This window comes from Streptomyces sp. 147326 (assembly GCF_045000215.1).
GTDB lineage: Bacteria > Actinomycetota > Actinomycetes > Streptomycetales > Streptomycetaceae > Streptomyces.
The window spans coordinates 2,933,892-2,953,072 of sequence record NZ_CP134201.1 but is presented as its reverse complement, the minus strand read 5'-3'; the positions used below and the strand labels follow the sequence as shown (position 1 = coordinate 2,953,072).

Here is a 19,181-nt window from a genome sequence, read left to right as displayed (position 1 = left end):
GCAGGCCGGCCGTCCATGATGGGTGCATGGCGGGCCTGGAGGGTGTGGAACAGCCGCGGCAGCGCGGCAGCGCTTCGGCGGTACGGCTCACGGCGGCCCTTGAGGACGAACAGGGTCTCAAGGCGCTGGAGTTGTACGGGAATCCGGCCGAGGCGGAAGTGACGCTGCCGTCCATGCCGGAGTCGGCGAGCACGGCGCGCCGGCTCACCCAGTGCGTGGTGATCCGTCTCTGGGGTCTCTCGCCGCAGATCGCCGAGCACGCCGTCCTGCTGGTATCCGAACTCGTCGGCAACGCGGTGCGGCACACCGGGGCCCGCTCCTTCGGTTTACGCATGCTGCGCCGCCGCGGCTGGATCCGGGTGGAGGTGCGCGATCCCTCGCGCGGACTGCCCTGCCTGATGCCGGTCCACGAGCTCGACACCACGGGCCGCGGCCTCTTCCTCGTCGACAAACTGTCCGACCGCTGGGGCGCCGACCTGCTGCCGCGCGGCAAGATCACCTGGTTCGAGATGCGGGTCGCCGACCGCCAGAACGCCTGAAGCCCCCGGGCGCCGCGATGGGGCGGTGTGGGGGCTTCATGGGTGCGCCGAGGATCGAAGGGGGTGTGATCCTCGGCGTGGTGACTTCGCTCGGGTCAATGGGGAAGTCGTGCTTCCGACTATGGCAGACGAGGGTCCAAACGCCAAAAGTCTCTAGTTGGACATAAGTGGGCAAATCATAAGACTTTCTCGCTAAATCCTAGGTGAGGTGGGCCACTCGCCTCGCAATCGATGAATAACCTTCGGAACCTCTCAGTAAATCGTTGATCACGTAGAGGATCGGCCACCCGTTCGGCGCCTTCTGGTGAACGTCTCAAATTGGGTCAATCATTACCTTCCGGGTCATCCACCCCTTAAATGGGCAGGTGCTCTCACATCCAGGCCGCCGCGCGGCCCTGCGCGGGGCCCTGCGTGCGGCCGGTCTCGGAGCGGCCGGCGCCGCGGCGGCCGGCCTGACCGCCGCCTGCGGACCGGGCCGCCCCGCCACCGCGTCCTCCGCTCCGCCCCCCGGTCCGGCCAGACCCGACCGGCCCGCCAAGGCGGCCGCCGCCGCCCCGCGCCGGTTCGCCGGGCAGCCCGTGGAGATCGGCCACGGGCCGCGCGACCGCCCCGGAGTCGCCCTCACCTTCCACGGCAACGGCGACCCCGCCATCGCCAAGGCGGTCCTGGCCGAGGCCGAACGCGGGGGCGCGCGGGTCACCGTACTGGCGATCGGCAGCTGGCTCGACGCCCACCCGGACATGGCCCGCCGCGTCCTCGACGGCGGCCACGAGCTCGGCAACCACACCCAGCGCCACCTCGCGCTCAACGACCTCCCCGAGGCGGAGGCCTACGCCGAGATCACCGGCTGCGCCCAGCGGCTCAAGCGGCTCACCGGCTCCATCGGCACCTGGTTCCGGCCCTCCCAGACGCAGTACGCGACCCCGCTCGTCCAGAAACTGGCCCAACGGGCCGGCTACCCGCACGTCCTCTCGTACGACGTGGACTCCCTCGACTTCACCTCGCCCGGCGCCGCGGCCGTCATCCGCACCGTCACCGGGACGATCCAAGGCGGATCGGTGGTGAGCCTGCACTTCGGCTACGCGGACACGGTCGACGCGATGCCTCCCCTCCTCGAAGAACTCGCGCGCCGCAAGCTGCGCGCGGTGACCACCACGGAGCTGCTGACCCAATGACGACCACCCGCCTTCCCCGGAAGGTCACCGTGCTGCTGGCCGGTCTGGTCCTCGCCGCCCTGGCCGGCTGCGGAGCAGCCGAAAAGGGGCCCGCCGAGGCGCTCGGCACCAAGGGCCCGGCCAAGCCCGTCAAGGCCGTCCCGGCCCTCCCGCCCGGCCTGCCCGGCATGCCTCCGGTCCTCGATCCGAAAGACGTCTACGCGGCGGACCGGCCGAACAAGCTCTCCCCGGTGGTCAAGGACTTCCCGTCGCGCGTCTACGTGCCGAACACCAGCTCCAACACGGTGTCCGTCATCGACCCGGTGACCTACCAGGTCATCGACACCATCCCGGTCGGCGTCCAGCCCCAGCACGTGGTGCCCTCCTGGGACATGAAGACCCTGTGGGTCAACAACAACCGCGGCCACACGCTCACCCCGATCAACCCGGCCACCGGAGAGGCCGGAAAGCCCGTCGAGGTGCACGACCCGTACAACCTGTACTTCACGCCGAACGGCAAGTACGCGATCGTCATGGCCTCGATGGACAAGGAGCTCGTCTTCCGCGACCCGCACACGATGGACCGCGTGAAGACCGTCCCGGTGACCTGCTACGGCGTCAACCACGCGGACTTCTCCGCCGACGGCCGCTACTTCATCGTGAGCTGCGAGTTCTCCGGCGAACTCCTCAAGGTCGACACCGAGCGGATGGAGGTCATCGGCCAGCAGAAGCTGCCGTTCGAGGGCGCGATGCCGCAGGACGTCAAGATCTCGCCGGACGGGAAGACCTTCTACGTCGCGGACATGATGGCGCACGGCATGTGGGTGCTCAGCGGCGACACCTTCGAGACCCCCAAGCTGCTGCCCACCGGCAAGGGCTGCCACGGCCTGTACGTGAGCCGCGACTCCAAGGAGATGTACGTCTCCAACCGCGGCGAGGGCACGATCTCGGTCTTCAACTTCCCCGAGAACAAGCTCACCAAGAAGTGGACGCTGCCGGACGGCGGCAGCCCCGACATGGGCGGGGTGTCGGCCGACGGCAAGGTGCTGTGGCTGTCGGGCCGCTACAACTCCGAGGTGTACGCGATCGACACCGTGACCGGCAAGCAGCTCGCCCGGATCCCGGTCGGCGGCGGCCCGCACGGGCTCGCGGTGTACCCGCAGCCCGGCCGCTACTCGCTCGGCCACACCGGGATCTTCCGGTAGCCGAAGGCTCCGGCAGCCGAGGGACGTGACGACGGCGCCCCGGGAGCTCGCACAACTCCCGGGACACCGTCACCGACCCGTCGGGCCACGGACTACCAGGCGACCGGAAGACGCTCCGGAAGCCGTTTGATGAAGCCCGTGCGCCAGACGAGGTTCTCGGCGGGCACCGCGAGGCGCAGCCCGGGCAGCCGCTCGACCAGCACCTCCAGCGCGATCTCGGCGTGTGCCCGGCCCAGCGCGGAGGCCGGGCAGAAGTGCCGCCCGGCGCCGAAGGCGAGATGGGCGTTCGGGCTCTCGCGCTCCAGGTTCAGCTCGTCCGGGTTCTCGAAGGCCTCCGGGTCGAAGTTGGCCCCCTCCAGGAGGACGAGGACGAGCTCGCCCTCCTTGACCAGCACGTCGCCGACCCGGACGTCCGCCAGGGCGATGCGCGGCAGGCCGTCGCCGACGGACAGGTTCCAGCGCAGCAGCTCGTCGACCGCCCTGCCCATCCGGTCCGGGTGCTCGCGCAGGTACCCGATCAGCTCGGGCCTCTGGAGCAGCGCGAGGACCACGAGGGTGAGGAAGGCCGAGGTGGAGACCGCGCCCGCGCCGAAGAGCGAGACGGCGACCGTCGCGAACATGTCGTCGGTCAGACGGGCCGACTCCGGGTCCGCCTCCTTCAGCCCGGCGAACCTCCCGAGGAGCCCCGTACGCTCCTCGGGGGCCAGCGCGAGCTGCACGCCCAGCTGCCCGGCGAAGTAGCCCACGTCCTTGTACCAGTTGAGGGCCGAGTCGGCGAACGGTTCGCGCGCGGTCATGAACGCGACGTCCAGCCCCGACATCAGCCGGCGCCATTCCTCGAAGGGCACCCCGAGCACCTGGCAGTGCAGGGCCGCCGAGAAGGGGTCGGCGAACCCCGCCCGGAGGTCGGCCGGGCCGCCCTCGGCCACGATCCGGTCGATGAGCTCGCCGGCCTTGGCGCGCAGCAGTTCCTGCAGCCCCTTCTGGCGCGGATTGAGCGCCTTCATCACGGCGTTGCGCAGGCCGGCGCTGTTGATGTTGCCCATGTTGTTGACGACCTCGGGCGGGATCGTCAGCGCGTACTGGCGCGGGACCCCGGCGTTCGCCGTGTCCTTGAGGCTGAAGCGGTCGTCCTCCAGCACCTGCTTGGCCAGCGCGTAGCTGCTCACCAGCCAGGCCGGGTCCCCGGTGAGGGTGCGGACCCTGGCGACCGGGGCCTTCTCGCGCAGCCAGGCGCACTCCTCGGGGAGCACGTCACCGCGCCGCGACAGCGGGAAGTCGAGGAGCGGCTGCGGCACCCGGTTCTCCAGGCCCTCAAGCTGCTCGACGCTCATCGGCGGTCCTTTCGGCTGGTGCGTGGTTCACGGCGCTCCGGGGTGCGGCGGCCGCGGCGGGCTCGGGCCGTACGACGGCGTAGGCCTGGTTGCGGGTCGCGCGCAGGCCCCCGCCGCGCGCGAAGAGGACATCGGTCAGCGGCATCTTGACGTGGTAGGCCGCCACCGAGGACGGCACGTCGAGAATGCTCGGGGTGTCCACGAAGAACGGCAGCTCGGCAGCCATGTAATCGAAACAGACCTGCAACTGGTCGTCTGTGATCGATTCACCTTCCGGCAACTTGGAGCCGATGAAATGCAGGGCCATCTCCTCGCAGCCCTTGCGGAATTCGTCGTCGGTTTCCAGGAAATGCAGGACGCGGCGGTGCAGCAGTTGGTACACCGGGTTCGGCTGGAACTCCGACAGGGCCCGCACGCGGATTTCGGACTGCCCGGGCCCTGATTCCTCCACGCCCTTGAGGATCCGCCGCCGGACCGCCTTTATTTCCTTCGCGGCGCGCTTTTCCGCGTGCTCGCGGCTGTAGCCGAAAGCGGCGAACATCCGGTCCACGTGGAGGTCGGCGTAGACGAAGTCGACCTGGGCGAAGCGGGTCGTGGCCCACTGGGCGAGGCCGGCGATGCGCTCGGAACTGAAGTAGCTGTTCCCGGGACTCACTCCGATGAGCACATGGTCGCCGTCTTCCCAGATATGGCGGCAGGTGCGCGTGAAGGGCAGAACTTCGAATGATGCGTCAGCTGTGATCGTCACCTGTGTGATCGCCCTTGTTGCCGCTTGTCCCTGGGAGCCCTGCGCTCCTGGTGTGGCGGCAATGCCGTTACGTTATGCCGTGGCCCCGGAGTGTGACAAGTGGCGGCCGGATTTGTTGGCTGGAATTATCGCTTCCGTATTACGGAAGGGTAATTGAAGTTATATCTGCCGCTTGAACGGGACCCGCGGCGGGGGCCGGCCGGGGAGACCGCTACCCTGAGCCGGTCAACAGGCATCAAGAAGGAGTGGACCCAGTGGCGGACATCGAGAACGCACGGACGACGTTCGGCAAGTTCGACGTGAACGGTGACGGCTTCGTCACGGCCGACGAGTTCAAGGCCGCCATGGCGGCCATGGGCGACCCGTTCGTCACCGGCCCGGTCGCGGACGCCGTGATCGCCGCCAAGGACGCGAACGGCGACGGCCTGCTGAGCTTCGACGAGTTCTGGGCCTCCCTGAACAAGTAGTCCTTCCGCTCCCGCCCCGCCGGCCGGGGCGGGAGCGTACGGACGTACGGACGTACGGACGTACGGACGTACGCGTCAGGCTTCCGGCCCGGACATGTCCTCGACCTCGGCGAGGGCCTCCTCCAGCCAGGTCAGCCAGAACGTCTCCAGGGCGATCCCGCCGTGCAGGACGAGCCGGCGCAGCCGGTCCTCCACGGCGTCGCGCCCCGGCGGGAAGTCCTTCTCCTCGATGGCCTCGTACTGCGCCAGCTGGCGCCGGTGCAGGTCCAGATGGCGCCGCAGCTCAGGGCCGAGCCCCTGCGGCCCCACCACGCCCGCCGCCCGGATCCGCAGCAGCAGCGGGTCGCGCATCGGCTTGGGGTCCTGGCTCTCGCCGACCCACCGGGCCAGCTCCGCACTGCCGCCGGGCAGCACCTCGTACTCCTTCTTCTGCCCCCGCACGGGCACCTCGCTGGGCAGCGCCCGGATCAGCCCGGCCTCCTCCAGCCGCCCGAGCTCGCGGTAGATCTGCTGGTGCGTCGCCGACCAGAAGTACCCGATCGACTTGTCGAACCGCCGGGTCAGCTCCAGCCCGGACGAGGGCTTCTCGAGCAGGGCGGTGAGGATGGCATGCGGGAGGGACATGGCGCCATCCTAGATTTGCGGCCGCCCCCGTACGGCCGCCCCCGGCTGGCGGCCGGGCCCGGCGGTCCACAGGCTGGGGGAGTGTCCGCCGACTTCGAGTACCCCGACCTCACCGCCGTGTTCGTGAACTGCACCCTCAAGCGCTCGCCCGAGACCAGCAACACCGAGGGCCTGATCGCGAAGAGCCGCGCGGTCATGGAAGCGGCAGGCGCCCGCACCTCGCTCGTCCGGGCCGTCGACCACGACATCGCGACCGGCGTCTGGCCGGACATGACGGAGCACGGCTGGGAGAGCGACCAGTGGCCGGTCCTCTACAGCCAGATCATGGACGCCGACATCCTCGTGCTGTGCGGCCCGATCTGGCTCGGCGACAACAGCTCCGTGATGAAGCAGGTCATCGAGCGGCTCTACGCCTGCTCCTCCCTGCTGAACGAGCAGGGCCAGTACGCCTATTACGGGCGGGTGGGCGGCGCGCTGATCACCGGCAACGAGGACGGCGTCAAGCACTGCGCCATGAACATCCTCTACAGCCTCCAGCACCTCGGCTACGTGATCCCGCCACAGGCCGACGCGGGCTGGATCGGCGAGGCCGGGCCCGGGCCGTCCTACCTCGACGCGGGCTCGGGCGGTCCCGAGAACGACTTCACCAACCGGAACACCACCTTCATGTCGTGGAACCTGATGCACCTGGCCGCCCTGCTCAAGCGCTCGGGAGGCATCCCGGCCCACGGCAACCAGCGCTCGCTCTGGGACGCCGGCTGCCGCTTCGACTTCCCCAACCCCGAGCACCGCTGAGCCCGCCGCCCGGAGAGGCCCGCAGCCCGTGCAGCAACTACTGAGAGTCCAGAACTTCAGCGTCTCGCGCGACGGATTCGGTGCCGGTGAGCACCAGAGCCTCGCCCGGCCGTTCGGCGACGCCGATCCCGGCGAGCTGTTCGCCTGGGCCGGAGCCACCGCGAGCTGGCCCAACCGCACCGACCCCGGCGGGAGCCGGGGCCTCGACGACTACTTCACCCGGGACTTCGCGCACAACATCGGCGCCGAGATCATGGGCCGCAACAAGTTCGGACCCCAGCGCGGGCCCTGGGCCGACCACGACTGGCGCGGCTGGTGGGGTGAGGAGCCCCCGTTCCACACCCCCGTGTTCGTCATGACCCACCACACGCGTCCTTCGTTCACGCTCTCCGACACCACCTTCCACTTCGTCGACGCCGACCCGGCGACGGTCCTCGACCGGGCGCGGGAAGCAGCGCGGGGCAAGGACGTCCGGCTCGGCGGCGGGGCCACCACCATCCGCGAGTTCCTCGACGCCGACCTCGTCGACACCCTGCACGTGGCGGTCGCGCCGGTGGAGTTCGGATCCGGGGTCAGGCTCTGGGAAACCCCCGACGAGCTGCTCGACCGCTTCCACCTCGACGTGGTGCCCAGTCCCAGCGGTGTGACCCACCACCTGTTCTGGCGGAGGTGACGGGAGGGCCCTCCCGGGGACGCCGTTGCGCGGTGGACACCCCTACGCCGGCACCTCCGCCAGTGCCGACTCCAGCCGCGCCAGCAGCGGCCGGGCGTTCATCCGGCGGCAGCTGGCGAGGGCCTCCCGCAGCAGGACCCGGGCCGCGCCAGCCTCCCCCGACGCCAGCAGGGCGCGGGCGAGGGGCTCCACCGCCAGGACGCGCACCAGGCTCTGGCCCGAGCGGCGGCCCAGCTCGTCCGCCGCCCGCAGCTGCCGCAGCGCCCCGGCCACGTCTCCGCCGTCCAGCGCGATCCGGCCCAGCCCGATGCGGGCCGCGCTCTGCCCGGCCAGGTCTCCGGAGCCGCGGGTGTGGGCCAGGACCTCCCGGAAGCCGGCCGCCGCCTCGGCCGGCCTGCCCAGCATCCGCTGCGCGTCGGCGACCCAGCGGAGCATGCACATCGCGCCGTCCTCCCCCACCACGTCCAGGCCGGCGCGGCCGGAGCGTACGGGCACCTCCCCCGGCTCGGTGCACCAGTCCCTGCGCCCGCGCAGTTCAGCGGCATCGGCGAGGACCGCCGCGTGCAGGGACCGCAGTTCCGGGCCGGGGTCCAGGCCGGCCTCCCGCGCCAGCCGGCGCCGCGCCGAGTCGAAGGCGGTCAGCGCCTCCGCGCGCCGGCCCGAGCGGTACAGGGCCAGCATGTGAAGCTCCACCAGGCGTTCCCGTAAAGGGTGTTCGCCGGTGAGCACGGCCAGTTCCGGGCAGACCTCCGCATGGCGTCCGAGGGCTATGTCCGCGGCCAGCGCTCGCTCGACGCAGTCGATCCGCTCCTGTGCCAGCCGGGCCGCCGCCGCCTCGAAGATCCGCCCGCGCAGCCCGCCCAGCGCCGCCGGAGCGCGCCACAACCCCAGTGCGCGGACCAGCAGTTCACGGGCCGCGCCGGGACCGGCCGCCGCCTCCGCCGCACACCGCAGCCGCGCGAACTCCCGTACGTCCAGCACCGCCGGGCCCGGGTCCAGCAGGAAGCCGGCATCCGTGCGGACCACCGAGGCCCCCGCGCCCGCGAGGCGCCTGCGCAACAGGCCGGCCGCGTTCTGCAGTTGCTCCCGGGCCGTGGCCGGCGGGTCGTCCCACACGGCCTGCGCCAGTCCGGCGGTGGGCACCACCCGCCCCGCCTCCAGCGCCAGCGCCGCCAGTACCCGCCGGCCGCGTGGCCCGCCGAGCTGCAACGGAATGCCGTCCAGGGTGACTTGTACCGGACCCAGCAGGGAGAGGACCAAGGTCATGGCGGACTCCGCAGCGCTCCGTGGCGGACGGGTGGCCGGCGGATGGGCCGCCGGTGGGGGCCGATCGTAACCTCTGCCCACCTCGCCGGAGCAGGGGTGGATCAGACTCCGCTTCGGCCCCGTCCCTTCCGAGAGGACAGCCCCCCATGCCCAGGACAGGTCCCGGCCGCACGCGCACCGCCTCCCGCGGCGCCGCGCTGCTGACCGTCGCACTGCTCTCCCTGGCCGGACTCACCGCCCCGGACGCCTCGGCGGCCCCGTCCGGGCCCACCGTCGCCGTGGCGATGGGCGACAGTTTCATCTCCGGTGAGGGCGGCCGCTGGCTCGGCAACACCGATCGCCACGAAGGCAGCCGCAACGGCACCGACCGGGCCTGGACCGGCGGCTCGAAGTACGACCCGGCCAAGGTCTACGGGGCGACGGGCGCGGTCGGCGGCTGCCACCGCTCCGACGTCTCCGAGATAGCCGCCGCCCCGCTGCCCGGCATCGAGCAGCGCGTCAACCTGGCCTGCTCCGGCGCCGAGACGGTCAACGTCCTGAGTGCGGCCGCCGGCGGGCAGCCCTACCAGGGGGAGGCCCCGCAGACCGATCAGCTGGCCGCCGTGGCCCGGAGCGCACGGGTCAGGCTGATCGCGCTGTCCATCGGCGGGAACGACCTCGGCTTCGGCACGATCATCGGCGACTGCGCGTACGACTGGTACTTCAAGCGGCTGTGCTGGAAGAAGCAGGCGCCGCTCGTCGAGCAGAAGCTGCCCGGAGTGAAGGCGAAGGTCACGGCGGTGACGGACGACATCCGGGCCACCATGCGGGCCGCCGGGTACGCGGACGGCGACTACCGGCTGGTCCTGCAGTCCTACCCCTCGCCCATCCCGGGCGGGGAGTCCTTCCGGCTGAACCAGAACGACTCGGACCGGATGTTCAAGGACGGCTGCCCGTTCAACGACCGGGACGCGGACTGGGCGGCGTACACGCTCGTCCCGAAGATCGGCGACATGGTCAAGGCGGTGGCCGGCGCCCGCGGTACCGACTACCTGGACCTGAGGGACGCGCTGGCCGGGCACGAGGTGTGCGTGCTGGGCACCGAGCAGGTGGGCCAGGGCGGACCGGACCCGCGCGAGCACGAGTGGTTCCGCTTCCTCGACTACGCCAACACCCAGGGCACGCTGGAGGAGTCCATGCACCCCAACGCCCACGGGCAGCGGGCGATGGCGGCCTGCCTCGGGCTGGTGGGCGCGGCCGCGCCGGGCCGGTACGCGTGCACGCAGGACTGGTTCGGCGACGGAGACCCGAGCCGGATGAGGATCCGGCCGGCGGGGTGACGGGGGCCCGCGGCGGGCCCGGGGCACGTGCGACGCCCCGGGCCCGCCGGGCCGTGGGCCCGTGCGCCCGTCACTGGGTGACGTGCGAGATGTCCACGACGAACCGCTCCGGGGAGTGCAGGGTGTAGGCGCGGTAGTACGGCACGGTGTCGAAGGCGGCGCCGAAGGTCACGTACCCCTCGTAGTCGCCGGTCAGGGCGATGCCCTTGAGCTTGCTGAGGTAGATCTTCTGGAGCTTGGGTCCCTGGTAGACGCTCTGGCCCGCGTCGTTGTGCGCGGCGGCGGGGTTGAAGCGGATCTCCAGGAAGTACTTCCCGGCCAGCGGCACGGGCTTTCCGGACCCGTCGTAGACCAGCTGCGGGACGGGAGTGACGGTCACCTCGGGAACGTACCCCTGCAGGTCGATGACGATCCGGTCGAACGTGGCGTGCCCGCCCCAGCGGGCGTTGACGACGAGCGGGGTCTGGCTCTGGGCGACGGTGGCGGTGGTAGGGGCGGCGGCGGTGGCGGCCGAGGCAGGCGCGGCGAAGGAGAGGCAGGCGGCGAGCAGAGCGCCGGAGGCCAGGGCCACGATCGGCCGGAGACGTGCGTGGATCATGACGTCCCCTCGATTCCTGAGAGACGGGGACTGGTGGCACAGCCTAGGACGCCACGGCGGATCCGGCGGTTCCCGTTCTCCTTCGGTCAATCCACCGCTGCGCAACTGCCTTGGGTGGCAGGGTGGTTGACTGGAACCTGGCCCGCTCGACAGGAGAGAACCGGATGCGTCTTCACCGCTTTTCCCGTCATGGAACGGTCGCCGTGGCCCTCGTCCTGGCGGCCACCGCCTGCGGCGGCGGCGAGGACCGCGAGGTCTCGCAGGAGGGGAAGGGCGGCTACCGCTGGCTGGCCGCGGACGAGATCTGCAACGTGCTCCCGTACGGCGAGCTCGCCGACCCGCTCGGGGCGCGCGAGGAGGCCGCGGACCGGGACAAGCGGTCCGGCCAGGGCGCCCCGGGCGTCAAGTGCGTCCAGCCGCTCGTCGAGACCGGCCCGGCGAAGTACGGCAACGTCAAGGTGGAGCTGGACCTCGCGTACACGGAGAGCGTCGACTTCTCCAAGGACGTCTTCGCCAGGGGCCGCGAGAACACGGCCAAGGACATGCCGGACAGCGGTCTCACCGAGGTGAAGGACGTCGGCAAGGAGGCCTACCGGTTCGCCTTCAACAAGCCGACCGAGCTGCGCCAGGTGCGCGCGCTGCGCCTGCGCGACAGCAACATGACGATCGACGTGACGGTCACGGCCGAGGCCCGCACACCGCCCACCCCCGAGAGCCTGAAGGCGTACGACGCGTCGGTGGACGATTTCGCCAGGGGGGTCCTCAAGGCGCTGCGCCGCGGATAGCGGACGGCGGAAACGGAAGGGGCCCGGCGCGTACGGTACGCCGGGCCCCTTCCGTCAGCTGTCGGTGATCAGCACTCGATGACGTTGACCGCGAGGCCGCCGCGGGCCGTCTCCTTGTACTTCACCTTCATGTCCGCACCGGTCTCCTTCATGGTCTTGATGACCTTGTCGAGGGAGACCTTGTGGGTGCCGTCGCCGCGCATCGCCATCTTGGCGGCGGTGACGGCCTTGACCGCGGCCATGCCGTTGCGCTCGATGCAGGGGATCTGCACCAGGCCGCCGACCGGGTCGCAGGTCAGGCCCAGGTTGTGCTCCATGCCGATCTCGGCCGCGTTCTCGACCTGCTCCGGGGTGCCGCCGAGGACCTCGGCGAGCGCGCCGGCCGCCATCGAGCAGGCGGAGCCCACCTCGCCCTGGCAGCCGACCTCGGCGCCGGAGATCGAGGCGTTCTCCTTGAAGAGCATGCCGATCGCGCCCGCCGCGAGGAGGAAGCGGACCACGCCGTCCTCATCCGCGCCCGGCACGAAGTTCACGTAGTAGTGGAGCACCGCCGGGAGGACGCCCGCGGCTCCGTTGGTCGGGGCGGTCACGACCCGGCCGCCCGCCGCGTTCTCCTCGTTGACCGCCATCGCGTAGATCGTCGTCCACTCGCTGCGGTGCATCATGGGGTCGCCCTCGGTGCGCAGCTGGCGCGCCGTGGAGGCGGCCCGGCGCTTGACCCGCAGGCCGCCGGGGAGGATGCCCTCGCGGGACATGCCGCGCGAGACGCAGGACTGCATGACGCGCCAGATCTCCAGGAGGCCCTCGCGGATCTCCTCCTCGGTGCGCCAGGCCTTCTCGTTCTCCAGCATCAGCGAGGAGATCGACAGGCCGGTCTCGTTCGCGAGGCGCAGCATCTCGTCGCCGGAGCGGAAGGGGTACTTCAGCACCGTGTCGTCGAGCTTGATCCGGTCCTCGCCGACCGCGTCCTCGTCCACGACGAAACCGCCGCCGACCGAGTAGTAGGTCTTCTCCAGCAGCGGGGCGCCGGCCTCGTCGTACGCGAAGAGCGTCATGCCGTTCGCGTGGTACGGCAGGGAGCGCCGGCGGTGGAGGATCAGCTGGTTCGGCTCGTCGAAGGCGATCTCGTGTCCATCGCCTATCTCCGCGCCCAGCAGCCGCAGCCGGCCGCTCTTGCGGATGCGCTCCACCTCGTCGTCCGCCGTCTCGACGTTCACCGTGCGGGGGGAGTGGCCCTCCAGGCCCAGCAGCACCGCCTTGGGGGTGCCGTGTCCGTGGCCGGTCGCGCCGAGGGAGCCGAAGAGCTCGGCCCGGACGGAGGCGGTCTGGGCCAGCACGCCGTCCTTCTTCAGCCGCATGACGAACATCCGCGCGGCGCGCATCGGGCCGACCGTGTGGGAGGAGGAGGGACCGATGCCGATGGAGAAGAGATCGAAGACGGAGATGGCCACGGTGGCGGACTCCCTTGTCTGCTCGTGGGGTGGGAGGGGGCAGGAGAGGTGGATTGATCAGATTTTGTCCGACAGACGAGCTTAACGCGGTGAGGTGAACGGCTGGGCCGTCGGACGAGGTGGGAAGGATTACGTGGACGGGTCGGGCGGGTGCCGTCTCACGCTCCGGAGCCGCCTCGTGTCCCGCACGGCCGTGGCCGCGGCCGGCGCCGTCGCCGGGAGGCGGAAGGGGCGGGGAGCCCCGCGCCGTGCGGGGGCAGGGGCCGGGGCGGGCGCGGAGGGGGCGGGGCGGGGGTGCGGCCGCCCGGTACTCCTGGTCATGGGAAGGGCCCGGCCCTGTCCGCGAACAAGACCGGGCCCTTCACGCCGTCGCTTAGAGCGACGGGTACAGCGGGAACTTCGCGGCGAGCGCCGAGACGCGCGCCTTGAGGGACTCGGCGTCGTACGTCGGCTTCAGCGCCTGCGCGATGATCTCGGCGACCTCGGTGAAGGCCTCGGCGTCGAAACCGCGGGTGGCGAGGGCCGGCGTACCGATCCGCAGACCCGAGGTGACCATCGGGGGCCGCGGGTCGTTCGGGATGGCGTTGCGGTTGACCGTGATGCCGACCTCGTGGAGGCGGTCCTCGGCCTGCTGTCCGTCCAGCTCGGAGTTGCGCAGGTCGACCAGGACCAGGTGCACGTCGGTGCCACCGGTGAGGACGTCCACGCCCACGGCCTTGACGTCGTCCTGGACCAGGCGGGCGGCGAGGATCTTCGCGCCCTCCAGGGTGCGCTCCTGGCGCTCCTTGAACTCGGGCGAGGCCGCGACCAGGAAGGAGACGGCCTTGGCCGCGATCACGTGCTCCAGCGGGCCGCCCTGCTGACCCGGGAAGACCGCGGAGTTGATCTTCTTGGCCAGCTCCTGCGTCGACAGGATGACACCGCCGCGCGGACCGCCGAGGGTCTTGTGCGTGGTGGTCGTGACGACGTGGGCGTGCGGCACCGGGTTCGGGTGCAGACCCGCGGCGACCAGGCCGGCGAAGTGCGCCATGTCGACCATCAGGTACGCGCCGACCTCGTCCGCGATCCGGCGGAAGGCGGCGAAGTCCAGCTGGCGCGGGTACGCGGACCAGCCGGCGACGATCAGCTGCGGCTTGGACTCCTTGGCGAGGCGCTCGACCTCGGCCATGTCCACCTCGCCGGTCTCGTCGACGTGGTACGGGACCACGTTGTAGAGCTTGCCGGAGAAGTTGATCTTCATGCCGTGGGTCAGGTGACCACCGTGGGCCAGGTTCAGGCCCATGATCGTGTCGCCCGGCTTCAGCAGCGCGAACATCGCGGCGGCGTTCGCCTGCGCACCCGAGTGCGGCTGGACGTTCGCGGCCTCGGCGCCGAACAGCGCCTTGATGCGGTCGATCGCGATCTGCTCGACCACGTCGACGTGCTCGCAGCCGCCGTAGTAACGGCGGCCCGGGTAGCCCTCGGCGTACTTGTTGGTCAGGACCGAGCCCTGGGCCTCCATGACGGCGACCGGAGCGAAGTTCTCCGACGCGATCATTTCCAGGGTGGACTGCTGGCGAACGAGCTCGGCGTCGACGGCGGCGGCGACGTCCGGGTCGAGCTCGTGGAGAGGGGTGTTCAGTACAGACATCAGGGTCCCCTGGGGTCAGTTACCGGCGGTGAGCTGGGTGTACTCCTCGAAGGACAGGGTGTCCTTCGGCTCCTCCGAGAGGCGCACCTTGAACAGCCAGCCGCCCTCGAACGGGGCCGTGTTCACGAGCGCCGGGTCGTCCACGACGTCCTGGTTGAACTCGACGATCTCGCCGGAGACGGGGGAGTACAGGTCGCTGACCGACTTCGTCGACTCCAGCTCGCCACAGGTCTCGCCCTCGGTCACGGTCTCGCCGACCTCGGGGAGCTGGGCGTAGACGACGTCACCGAGCGCGTTGGCCGCGAACTCCGTGATGCCGACCGTCGCGACGCCGTCCACGGCGTCCGACAGCCACTCGTGCTCCTTGGTGTAACGCAGCTTCTCGGGGTTGCTCATGACCTGATTCTCCTGGATGCGGGGGAGTGGATACGAACTGTGGTCTTGGGTACTGAGACGGCGCCGTACGGGTTTCCGGACGGCGGACGTGGTGCGTGGAGCTACTTCTGCCGCTTGTAGAACGGCAGCGCCACGACCTCGTACGGCTCATGCGTACCGCGAATGTCGACGCCGACGCCGGACGTGCCGGGCGCGGCGTGCGCCGCGTCCACGTACGCCATCGCGAGCGGCTTGCCCAGCGTCGGGGACGGGGCGCCGGAGGTGACCTCGCCGATGACCTGACCGTCGGCGACGACCGGGAAACCGGCGCGCGGGACGCGGCGGCCCTCGGCGATCAGGCCGACCAGCTTGCGCGGCGGGTTGGTGGCGGCGCGCTCGGCGGCGGCCTCCAGCGCGGCGCGGCCGACGAAGTCCCCCTCCTTCTCGAACTTCACGACCCGGCCCAGCCCCGCGTCGAAGGGGGTCAGGGAGGTGGTCAGCTCGTGCCCGTACAGCGGCATGCCCGCTTCCAGGCGCAGGGTGTCGCGGCAGGACAGGCCGGCCGGCACCAGGCCGACGCCCTCGCCCGCCTTGGTCAGCGCCTGCCACAGCTCCACGGCGTGCTCGGGGGCGACGAACAGCTCGAAGCCGTCCTCGCCGGTGTAGCCCGTACGCGCGATCAGCGCGGGCACGCCCGCGACCGTGCCCGGCAGACCGGCGTAGTACTTGAGGCCGTCCAGATCGGCGTCCGTCAGGGACTTCAGGATGCCGGGGGATTCCGGGCCCTGCACCGCGAGCAGCGCGTACGCGTCGCGGTCGTCGCGGACCTCGGTGTCGAAGCCGGCGGCGCGCTCGGTCAGGGCGTCGAGGACGACCTGGGCGTTGGAGGCGTTGGCGACGACCATGAACTCGGTCTCGCCGAGGCGGTAGACGATCAGGTCGTCGACGATCCCGCCGTCCTCCTGGCAGATGTGCGTGTAGCGGGCGCGGCCGACGCCGACGGTGGAGATGTTGCCGACCAGCGCGTAGTCGAGGGCCTTGACGGCCTCCGGGCCGGTCAGCGTGATCTCGCCCATGTGCGACAGGTCGAACAGGCCGGCCTTGGTGCGTACGGCGTTGTGCTCGTCGCGCTCGCTGGCGTACCGCAGCGGCATGTCCCAGCCCGCGAAGTCGGTCATGGTCGCACCGAGCGAGCGGTGCAGCGCGTCGAGGGCGGTCAGACGGGGGGCAGTGCTCATGGGTGTGGCTCCCGAGTCCCAGGGCATGACATGACGAGGAGGGTCCTCCCCATCTGTCATCGGAACCTGAGAGGTTCGCCGAGAGTTCCTCGGCTTGCACCTTGGGTGGAGCTGTCGAGCAGCTCGCTTTTCAGATCTGCCTCATCCACGCGGTACGGGGCCTGAGAGATTCAAGGGAGGATCTTGCTCCTTCGGCGCCCGCGCACGGCCTTGCGGCGTGCCGGGACTCTCCCGCGCGGATTCAAGCGGCCGGTATGCAGTTGGTCCAGATGGCGCACATCATTGCACGCCATGCCCGTGATCGGGCGGAGGGGTCCGAAAGTTCGTACGGTACCCCGAGTGGGCGGACCGGAACCGGGGCTGCCGGATTACCGTCTCTTTACACTCAGTGGGCAAGGGTCCTGGCGACCCGATTCGGGGGAGGCGAACACTGTGCGGAGATTCGGAGTGGTGACGACGACGGGAACCGTGGACGCGGTGCCGGCGCAGCGCGGCCCGCGCGGGCGGGACCACGAGCGCGAGCGTGCGGCGGGCCCCGGCATCCGTTCCGTACGCGACCTGCGCGGCCCCGCGGTCCACGGCCCGCAGCGGCTCGCCTTCGCGGACGGGGACATCGTCGTGGTGTCCGGCCTGCCCGGCGGCGGCAAGAGCACGCTGATCAAGCGGGCGGCGGCCGAGGGCGGGGCCGTCGATTCCCAGGACACCCGTGAGCGCTGGGAGCGGCGGATGCCGGCGGCGCTGCCGTACGCCGTGTACCGGCCGCTGGTGCGCGCCGCGCACTACTGGGGGCTGTGGCGGCTCCTGCGCTCCGGAGCCTCCGTGGTCGTCCACGACTGCGGTACGCAGAGCTGGGTGCGCGGCCTGCTCGCGGCGGCCGCGCGGCGCCGGGGGCGGGCGCTGCACCTGCTCCTCCTCGACAGCAGCCCCGCGGAGGCCCTCTCCGGGCAGGCCGCACGGGGGCGGCGGGTGTCCGCCTACGCCTTCGCCCGCCACCGCGGCGCGGTGGGCCGCCTCCTGCGCGAAGCCGAGGCCGGCCGCCCCCCGCACGGCTGCGCCTCGGTCACCCTGCTGGACCGTGCCTCCGCCGCGACGGTGACCCGGATCGCGTTCCACGCCTGACCCGCCGGGCGCGCCGCCGCTGCCGGGCTCTGCCCGGACCCGCTCCTCAAACGCCGGTGGGGCTGGAATATGCAGCCCCGGCGGCGGTGCGGCGCACGGGGCCGGTACCCTGCGGGGCGACACGCGCGGGATCAGGCAAAGGCAGGGGCACATGCAGGGCAGCGGCTGGCCGGGGAATGAGCTGGAGCAGGTGCTCGGGGCGGCGCTCGGGCACCCGGACGCCGGCGGACGGATCCTGGAGGTGCTCGGGCGCAGCCAGGTGTGGGTCCCCCTGCCCGGCGGCGGTGGCCCGGACTCGGCCGACCTCACCCTGCCCACGATGGACATCGGCGGGGCGGCGTACGTCCCCGTCTACACCTCCGAGGCCCAGTTCCTCGCCTGCGTCGGCCCCGGCATGGGCTTCGCCGTGGCCCCGGCCGTGGAGTTCGCCCGCGGCCTGCCCCCGCAGCTCGGCATCGCGCTGAATCCCGACGGCGCCGTCGGCGTCCCGCTGCCCCCGCCCGCCGTCGCGGAGCTCTGCCGTACCGGCCGGACCCCCCTCGACGGCCCCTCCACCGGCGGCCGCGTCCGGCTCTACGAGCCCGACTGGCAGGAGGACCCGGTGGACTTCCTGGCCGCCGCCACCGAGGAGTTCCGGGCCACCGGCGTGGTCGCGGCCGCGCACCGCTGCCTCGCCAGCATCGAGGGCGGGGATCCGGAGCTGTTCATCGGTGTCCGCCTGGTGGGATGGGAACCCGAGATGCGCGAGGCCCCGATGGAGGCCCTCGGGCGGGCCCTGACCCGCGTCCCGCCGCCGTGGCCCGTGCAGTTGATCCTCCTGGACGCCGCCCAGGACCCGGTCACGGACTGGATTCGTGAGCGCGTACGCCCCTTCTACGTCCCGTAGGGCCGCTTAAGCTGAGGGGCACGCGTGGACGACGGGCGGACGAAGAGGGGTACCGGGTGAGTGCGTCAGGCACGGCCGCGGCCGGGCAGGTCGAGCACATGATGCGCCAGGTGACTCCCGGGCGCTATGAGAGCTACGAGTCGCTCCTGCATGCCCTGTCCGAGGGCCGGCTCTGGATGCTGCTGTGGCAGGGGCAGCCGGGTTCCCCGGACGCCCAGTACGGCGGCATGGAGGTCGAGGGCCTCGGGTACGCGCCCTGCGTCACCTCCCCGCAGGAGCTGGCCGCCAGCGGCTGGAACCGGGGCTACGAGGTGGTCACCGGGCGCGACATCGCCCGCGCGCTCTACCCGGACCGCTGGGGCCTGTGGCTCAACCCGCACGCCCAGGGCGGCGGCCTCGGCGTGCCCTGGGCCGACCTGCGCCGGATCGCGACCGGCCTGGACCGGATGCCGGCCGGCCCGCTGCGGCTCGCCGAGCCCGCCATCGAGCTTCCGCAGTTCTACGGGCTGCTGACCCAGCACGCGCACCGCACGCCCGCCGTCCGGTCGCTGCGCCGCGCCTGGGTGCAGCCCGCGCTCGGGTCCCCGTACCTCGCGGTCGGGCTCGACCTGTACGACGCCTCCGCGCCCGCGCTGGAATCCGTACGGGAGATGATGCGGCAGTCCGTCGGGGTGGTCCCCGAGGGCGTCCCGGTGTGCACGGTCGCGCTGGCGGACGAGCACGACCCGGTGGCGATGTGGCTGCGCGCGCAGACCCGCCCCTTCTACGACCGCGAGGGCCAGGCGCCGGCGTACTGATCCCCCGCACATATCGAGACATCCCCCTCGAAGGCCGCACCGGACCCATTGGTGCGGCCTTCGGCATATCCGCTGAATAGACCCAAGATCCGTGCACGAAAAGGCAGTTGAGACGGATGTCCGTTCCGCGCCGAACGTGAGCTCTTGAACCGCTGAGGCGGGTGCGCCGTTCGGATAA

General features: G+C 71.4%; 20 protein-coding genes and 1 riboswitch. Of the genes, 11 read left to right on the top strand and 9 right to left on the bottom strand.

The window, feature by feature from the left end; all coding sequences use genetic code 11:
* Positions 1–26 precede the first annotated feature (26 nt).
* From RIU97_RS12810 to RIU97_RS12800, 3 genes are all read left to right on the top strand, one after another.
* A complete protein-coding gene (locus RIU97_RS12810) occupies positions 27–539 on the top strand; it encodes an ATP-binding protein (RefSeq protein WP_319723615.1) in 513 nt (170 codons plus the stop codon).
* A 365-nt stretch (positions 540–904) separates the two neighbouring features.
* Positions 905–1,714 carry a polysaccharide deacetylase family protein gene (locus RIU97_RS12805; protein ID WP_404956292.1) on the top strand — a complete coding sequence of 270 codons (810 nt, stop codon included), beginning with the start codon at positions 905–907 and terminating at the stop codon, positions 1,712–1,714.
* Positions 1,711–2,898, top strand: a complete 1,188-nt coding sequence (locus RIU97_RS12800; protein WP_404956290.1) for a YncE family protein — start codon at positions 1,711–1,713, stop codon at positions 2,896–2,898. The genes RIU97_RS12805 and RIU97_RS12800 overlap by 4 nt, the downstream gene beginning before the upstream one ends.
* Positions 2,899–2,990: 92 nt before the next feature.
* Here RIU97_RS12800 and RIU97_RS12795 read toward each other — a convergent pair whose 3' ends face one another.
* Positions 2,991–4,232, bottom strand: coding sequence for a cytochrome P450 (locus RIU97_RS12795; protein WP_404956288.1), 1,242 nt, complete (start codon positions 4,230–4,232; stop codon positions 2,991–2,993).
* Positions 4,213–4,980: a tRNA-dependent cyclodipeptide synthase gene (locus tag RIU97_RS12790; RefSeq protein ID WP_404956285.1), complete on the bottom strand. Its 768-nt coding sequence runs from the start codon at positions 4,978–4,980 to the stop codon at positions 4,213–4,215. The genes RIU97_RS12795 and RIU97_RS12790 overlap by 20 nt, the downstream gene beginning before the upstream one ends.
* A gap of 254 nt (positions 4,981–5,234) precedes the next feature.
* Between RIU97_RS12790 and RIU97_RS12785 the strand changes: the two genes are divergently transcribed.
* Complete coding sequence (locus tag RIU97_RS12785) at positions 5,235–5,447, top strand: EF-hand domain-containing protein (RefSeq protein ID WP_319722101.1); 213 nt, start codon at positions 5,235–5,237, stop codon at positions 5,445–5,447.
* A 75-nt stretch (positions 5,448–5,522) separates the two neighbouring features.
* Here RIU97_RS12785 and RIU97_RS12780 read toward each other — a convergent pair whose 3' ends face one another.
* Positions 5,523–6,071: a PadR family transcriptional regulator gene (locus RIU97_RS12780; protein WP_404956283.1), complete on the bottom strand. Its 549-nt coding sequence runs from the start codon at positions 6,069–6,071 to the stop codon at positions 5,523–5,525.
* A gap of 81 nt (positions 6,072–6,152) precedes the next feature.
* On the opposite strand from RIU97_RS12780, the gene RIU97_RS12775 reads away from it, so the two are divergent.
* The gene (locus RIU97_RS12775; RefSeq protein ID WP_404956281.1) at positions 6,153–6,866 is read left to right on the top strand and encodes a flavodoxin family protein; all 714 of its coding nucleotides are present in this window, start codon (positions 6,153–6,155) and stop codon (positions 6,864–6,866) included.
* A gap of 28 nt (positions 6,867–6,894) precedes the next feature.
* On the top strand, positions 6,895–7,539 hold the full coding sequence (locus RIU97_RS12770) for a dihydrofolate reductase family protein (RefSeq protein ID WP_404956279.1): 645 nt from the start codon (positions 6,895–6,897) through the stop codon (positions 7,537–7,539).
* A gap of 42 nt (positions 7,540–7,581) precedes the next feature.
* Here RIU97_RS12770 and RIU97_RS12765 read toward each other — a convergent pair whose 3' ends face one another.
* Positions 7,582–8,805 (bottom strand): BTAD domain-containing putative transcriptional regulator, encoded by a 1,224-nt coding sequence (locus tag RIU97_RS12765; protein WP_404956277.1) that lies wholly within the window; start codon positions 8,803–8,805, stop codon positions 7,582–7,584.
* A gap of 146 nt (positions 8,806–8,951) precedes the next feature.
* Between RIU97_RS12765 and RIU97_RS12760 the strand changes: the two genes are divergently transcribed.
* Positions 8,952–10,124: a hypothetical protein gene (locus RIU97_RS12760; protein ID WP_404956275.1), complete on the top strand. Its 1,173-nt coding sequence runs from the start codon at positions 8,952–8,954 to the stop codon at positions 10,122–10,124.
* Between the two features lie 70 nt (positions 10,125–10,194).
* Here the strand turns inward: RIU97_RS12760 and RIU97_RS12755 are convergent, their stop codons facing one another.
* Positions 10,195–10,722, bottom strand: a complete 528-nt coding sequence (locus RIU97_RS12755) for a hypothetical protein (protein WP_404956273.1) — start codon at positions 10,720–10,722, stop codon at positions 10,195–10,197.
* A 164-nt stretch (positions 10,723–10,886) separates the two neighbouring features.
* Between RIU97_RS12755 and RIU97_RS12750 the strand changes: the two genes are divergently transcribed.
* Positions 10,887–11,507: a hypothetical protein gene (locus RIU97_RS12750; protein ID WP_404956271.1), complete on the top strand. Its 621-nt coding sequence runs from the start codon at positions 10,887–10,889 to the stop codon at positions 11,505–11,507.
* Positions 11,508–11,575: 68 nt separating this feature from the next.
* Here RIU97_RS12750 and RIU97_RS12745 read toward each other — a convergent pair whose 3' ends face one another.
* The 4 genes from RIU97_RS12745 to gcvT all read right to left on the bottom strand — a co-directional run bounded on the left by RIU97_RS12745 (position 11,576) and on the right by gcvT (position 16,201).
* Positions 11,576–12,958, bottom strand: a complete 1,383-nt coding sequence (locus RIU97_RS12745; RefSeq protein ID WP_404956269.1) for an L-serine ammonia-lyase — start codon at positions 12,956–12,958, stop codon at positions 11,576–11,578.
* A gap of 373 nt (positions 12,959–13,331) precedes the next feature.
* Entirely contained in the window at positions 13,332–14,588 is a 1,257-nt protein-coding gene (gene glyA, locus RIU97_RS12740) for a serine hydroxymethyltransferase (protein ID WP_362854499.1), read from the bottom strand.
* Positions 14,589–14,603: 15 nt separating this feature from the next.
* Positions 14,604–14,984, bottom strand: a complete 381-nt coding sequence (gcvH, locus tag RIU97_RS12735; RefSeq protein ID WP_362805385.1) for a glycine cleavage system protein GcvH — start codon at positions 14,982–14,984, stop codon at positions 14,604–14,606.
* A gap of 101 nt (positions 14,985–15,085) precedes the next feature.
* Positions 15,086–16,201: a glycine cleavage system aminomethyltransferase GcvT gene (gcvT, locus tag RIU97_RS12730; RefSeq protein WP_351584754.1), complete on the bottom strand. Its 1,116-nt coding sequence runs from the start codon at positions 16,199–16,201 to the stop codon at positions 15,086–15,088.
* Between the two features lie 140 nt (positions 16,202–16,341).
* A riboswitch (glycine riboswitch) is annotated at positions 16,342–16,445 on the bottom strand.
* A 206-nt stretch (positions 16,446–16,651) separates the two neighbouring features.
* Here gcvT and RIU97_RS12725 point away from each other — a divergent pair.
* The 3 genes from RIU97_RS12725 (at position 16,652) to RIU97_RS12715 (ending at position 19,003) form a co-directional block, all read left to right on the top strand.
* Entirely contained in the window at positions 16,652–17,320 is a 669-nt protein-coding gene (locus tag RIU97_RS12725; protein WP_404956265.1) for an AAA family ATPase, read from the top strand.
* A 151-nt stretch (positions 17,321–17,471) separates the two neighbouring features.
* The gene (locus tag RIU97_RS12720; RefSeq protein WP_404956263.1) at positions 17,472–18,206 is read left to right on the top strand and encodes an enhanced serine sensitivity protein SseB; all 735 of its coding nucleotides are present in this window, start codon (positions 17,472–17,474) and stop codon (positions 18,204–18,206) included.
* Between the two features lie 56 nt (positions 18,207–18,262).
* Positions 18,263–19,003 carry an enhanced serine sensitivity protein SseB C-terminal domain-containing protein gene (locus tag RIU97_RS12715; RefSeq protein ID WP_404956261.1) on the top strand — a complete coding sequence of 247 codons (741 nt, stop codon included), beginning with the start codon at positions 18,263–18,265 and terminating at the stop codon, positions 19,001–19,003.
* The last annotated feature ends 178 nt before the right edge of the window (positions 19,004–19,181 follow it).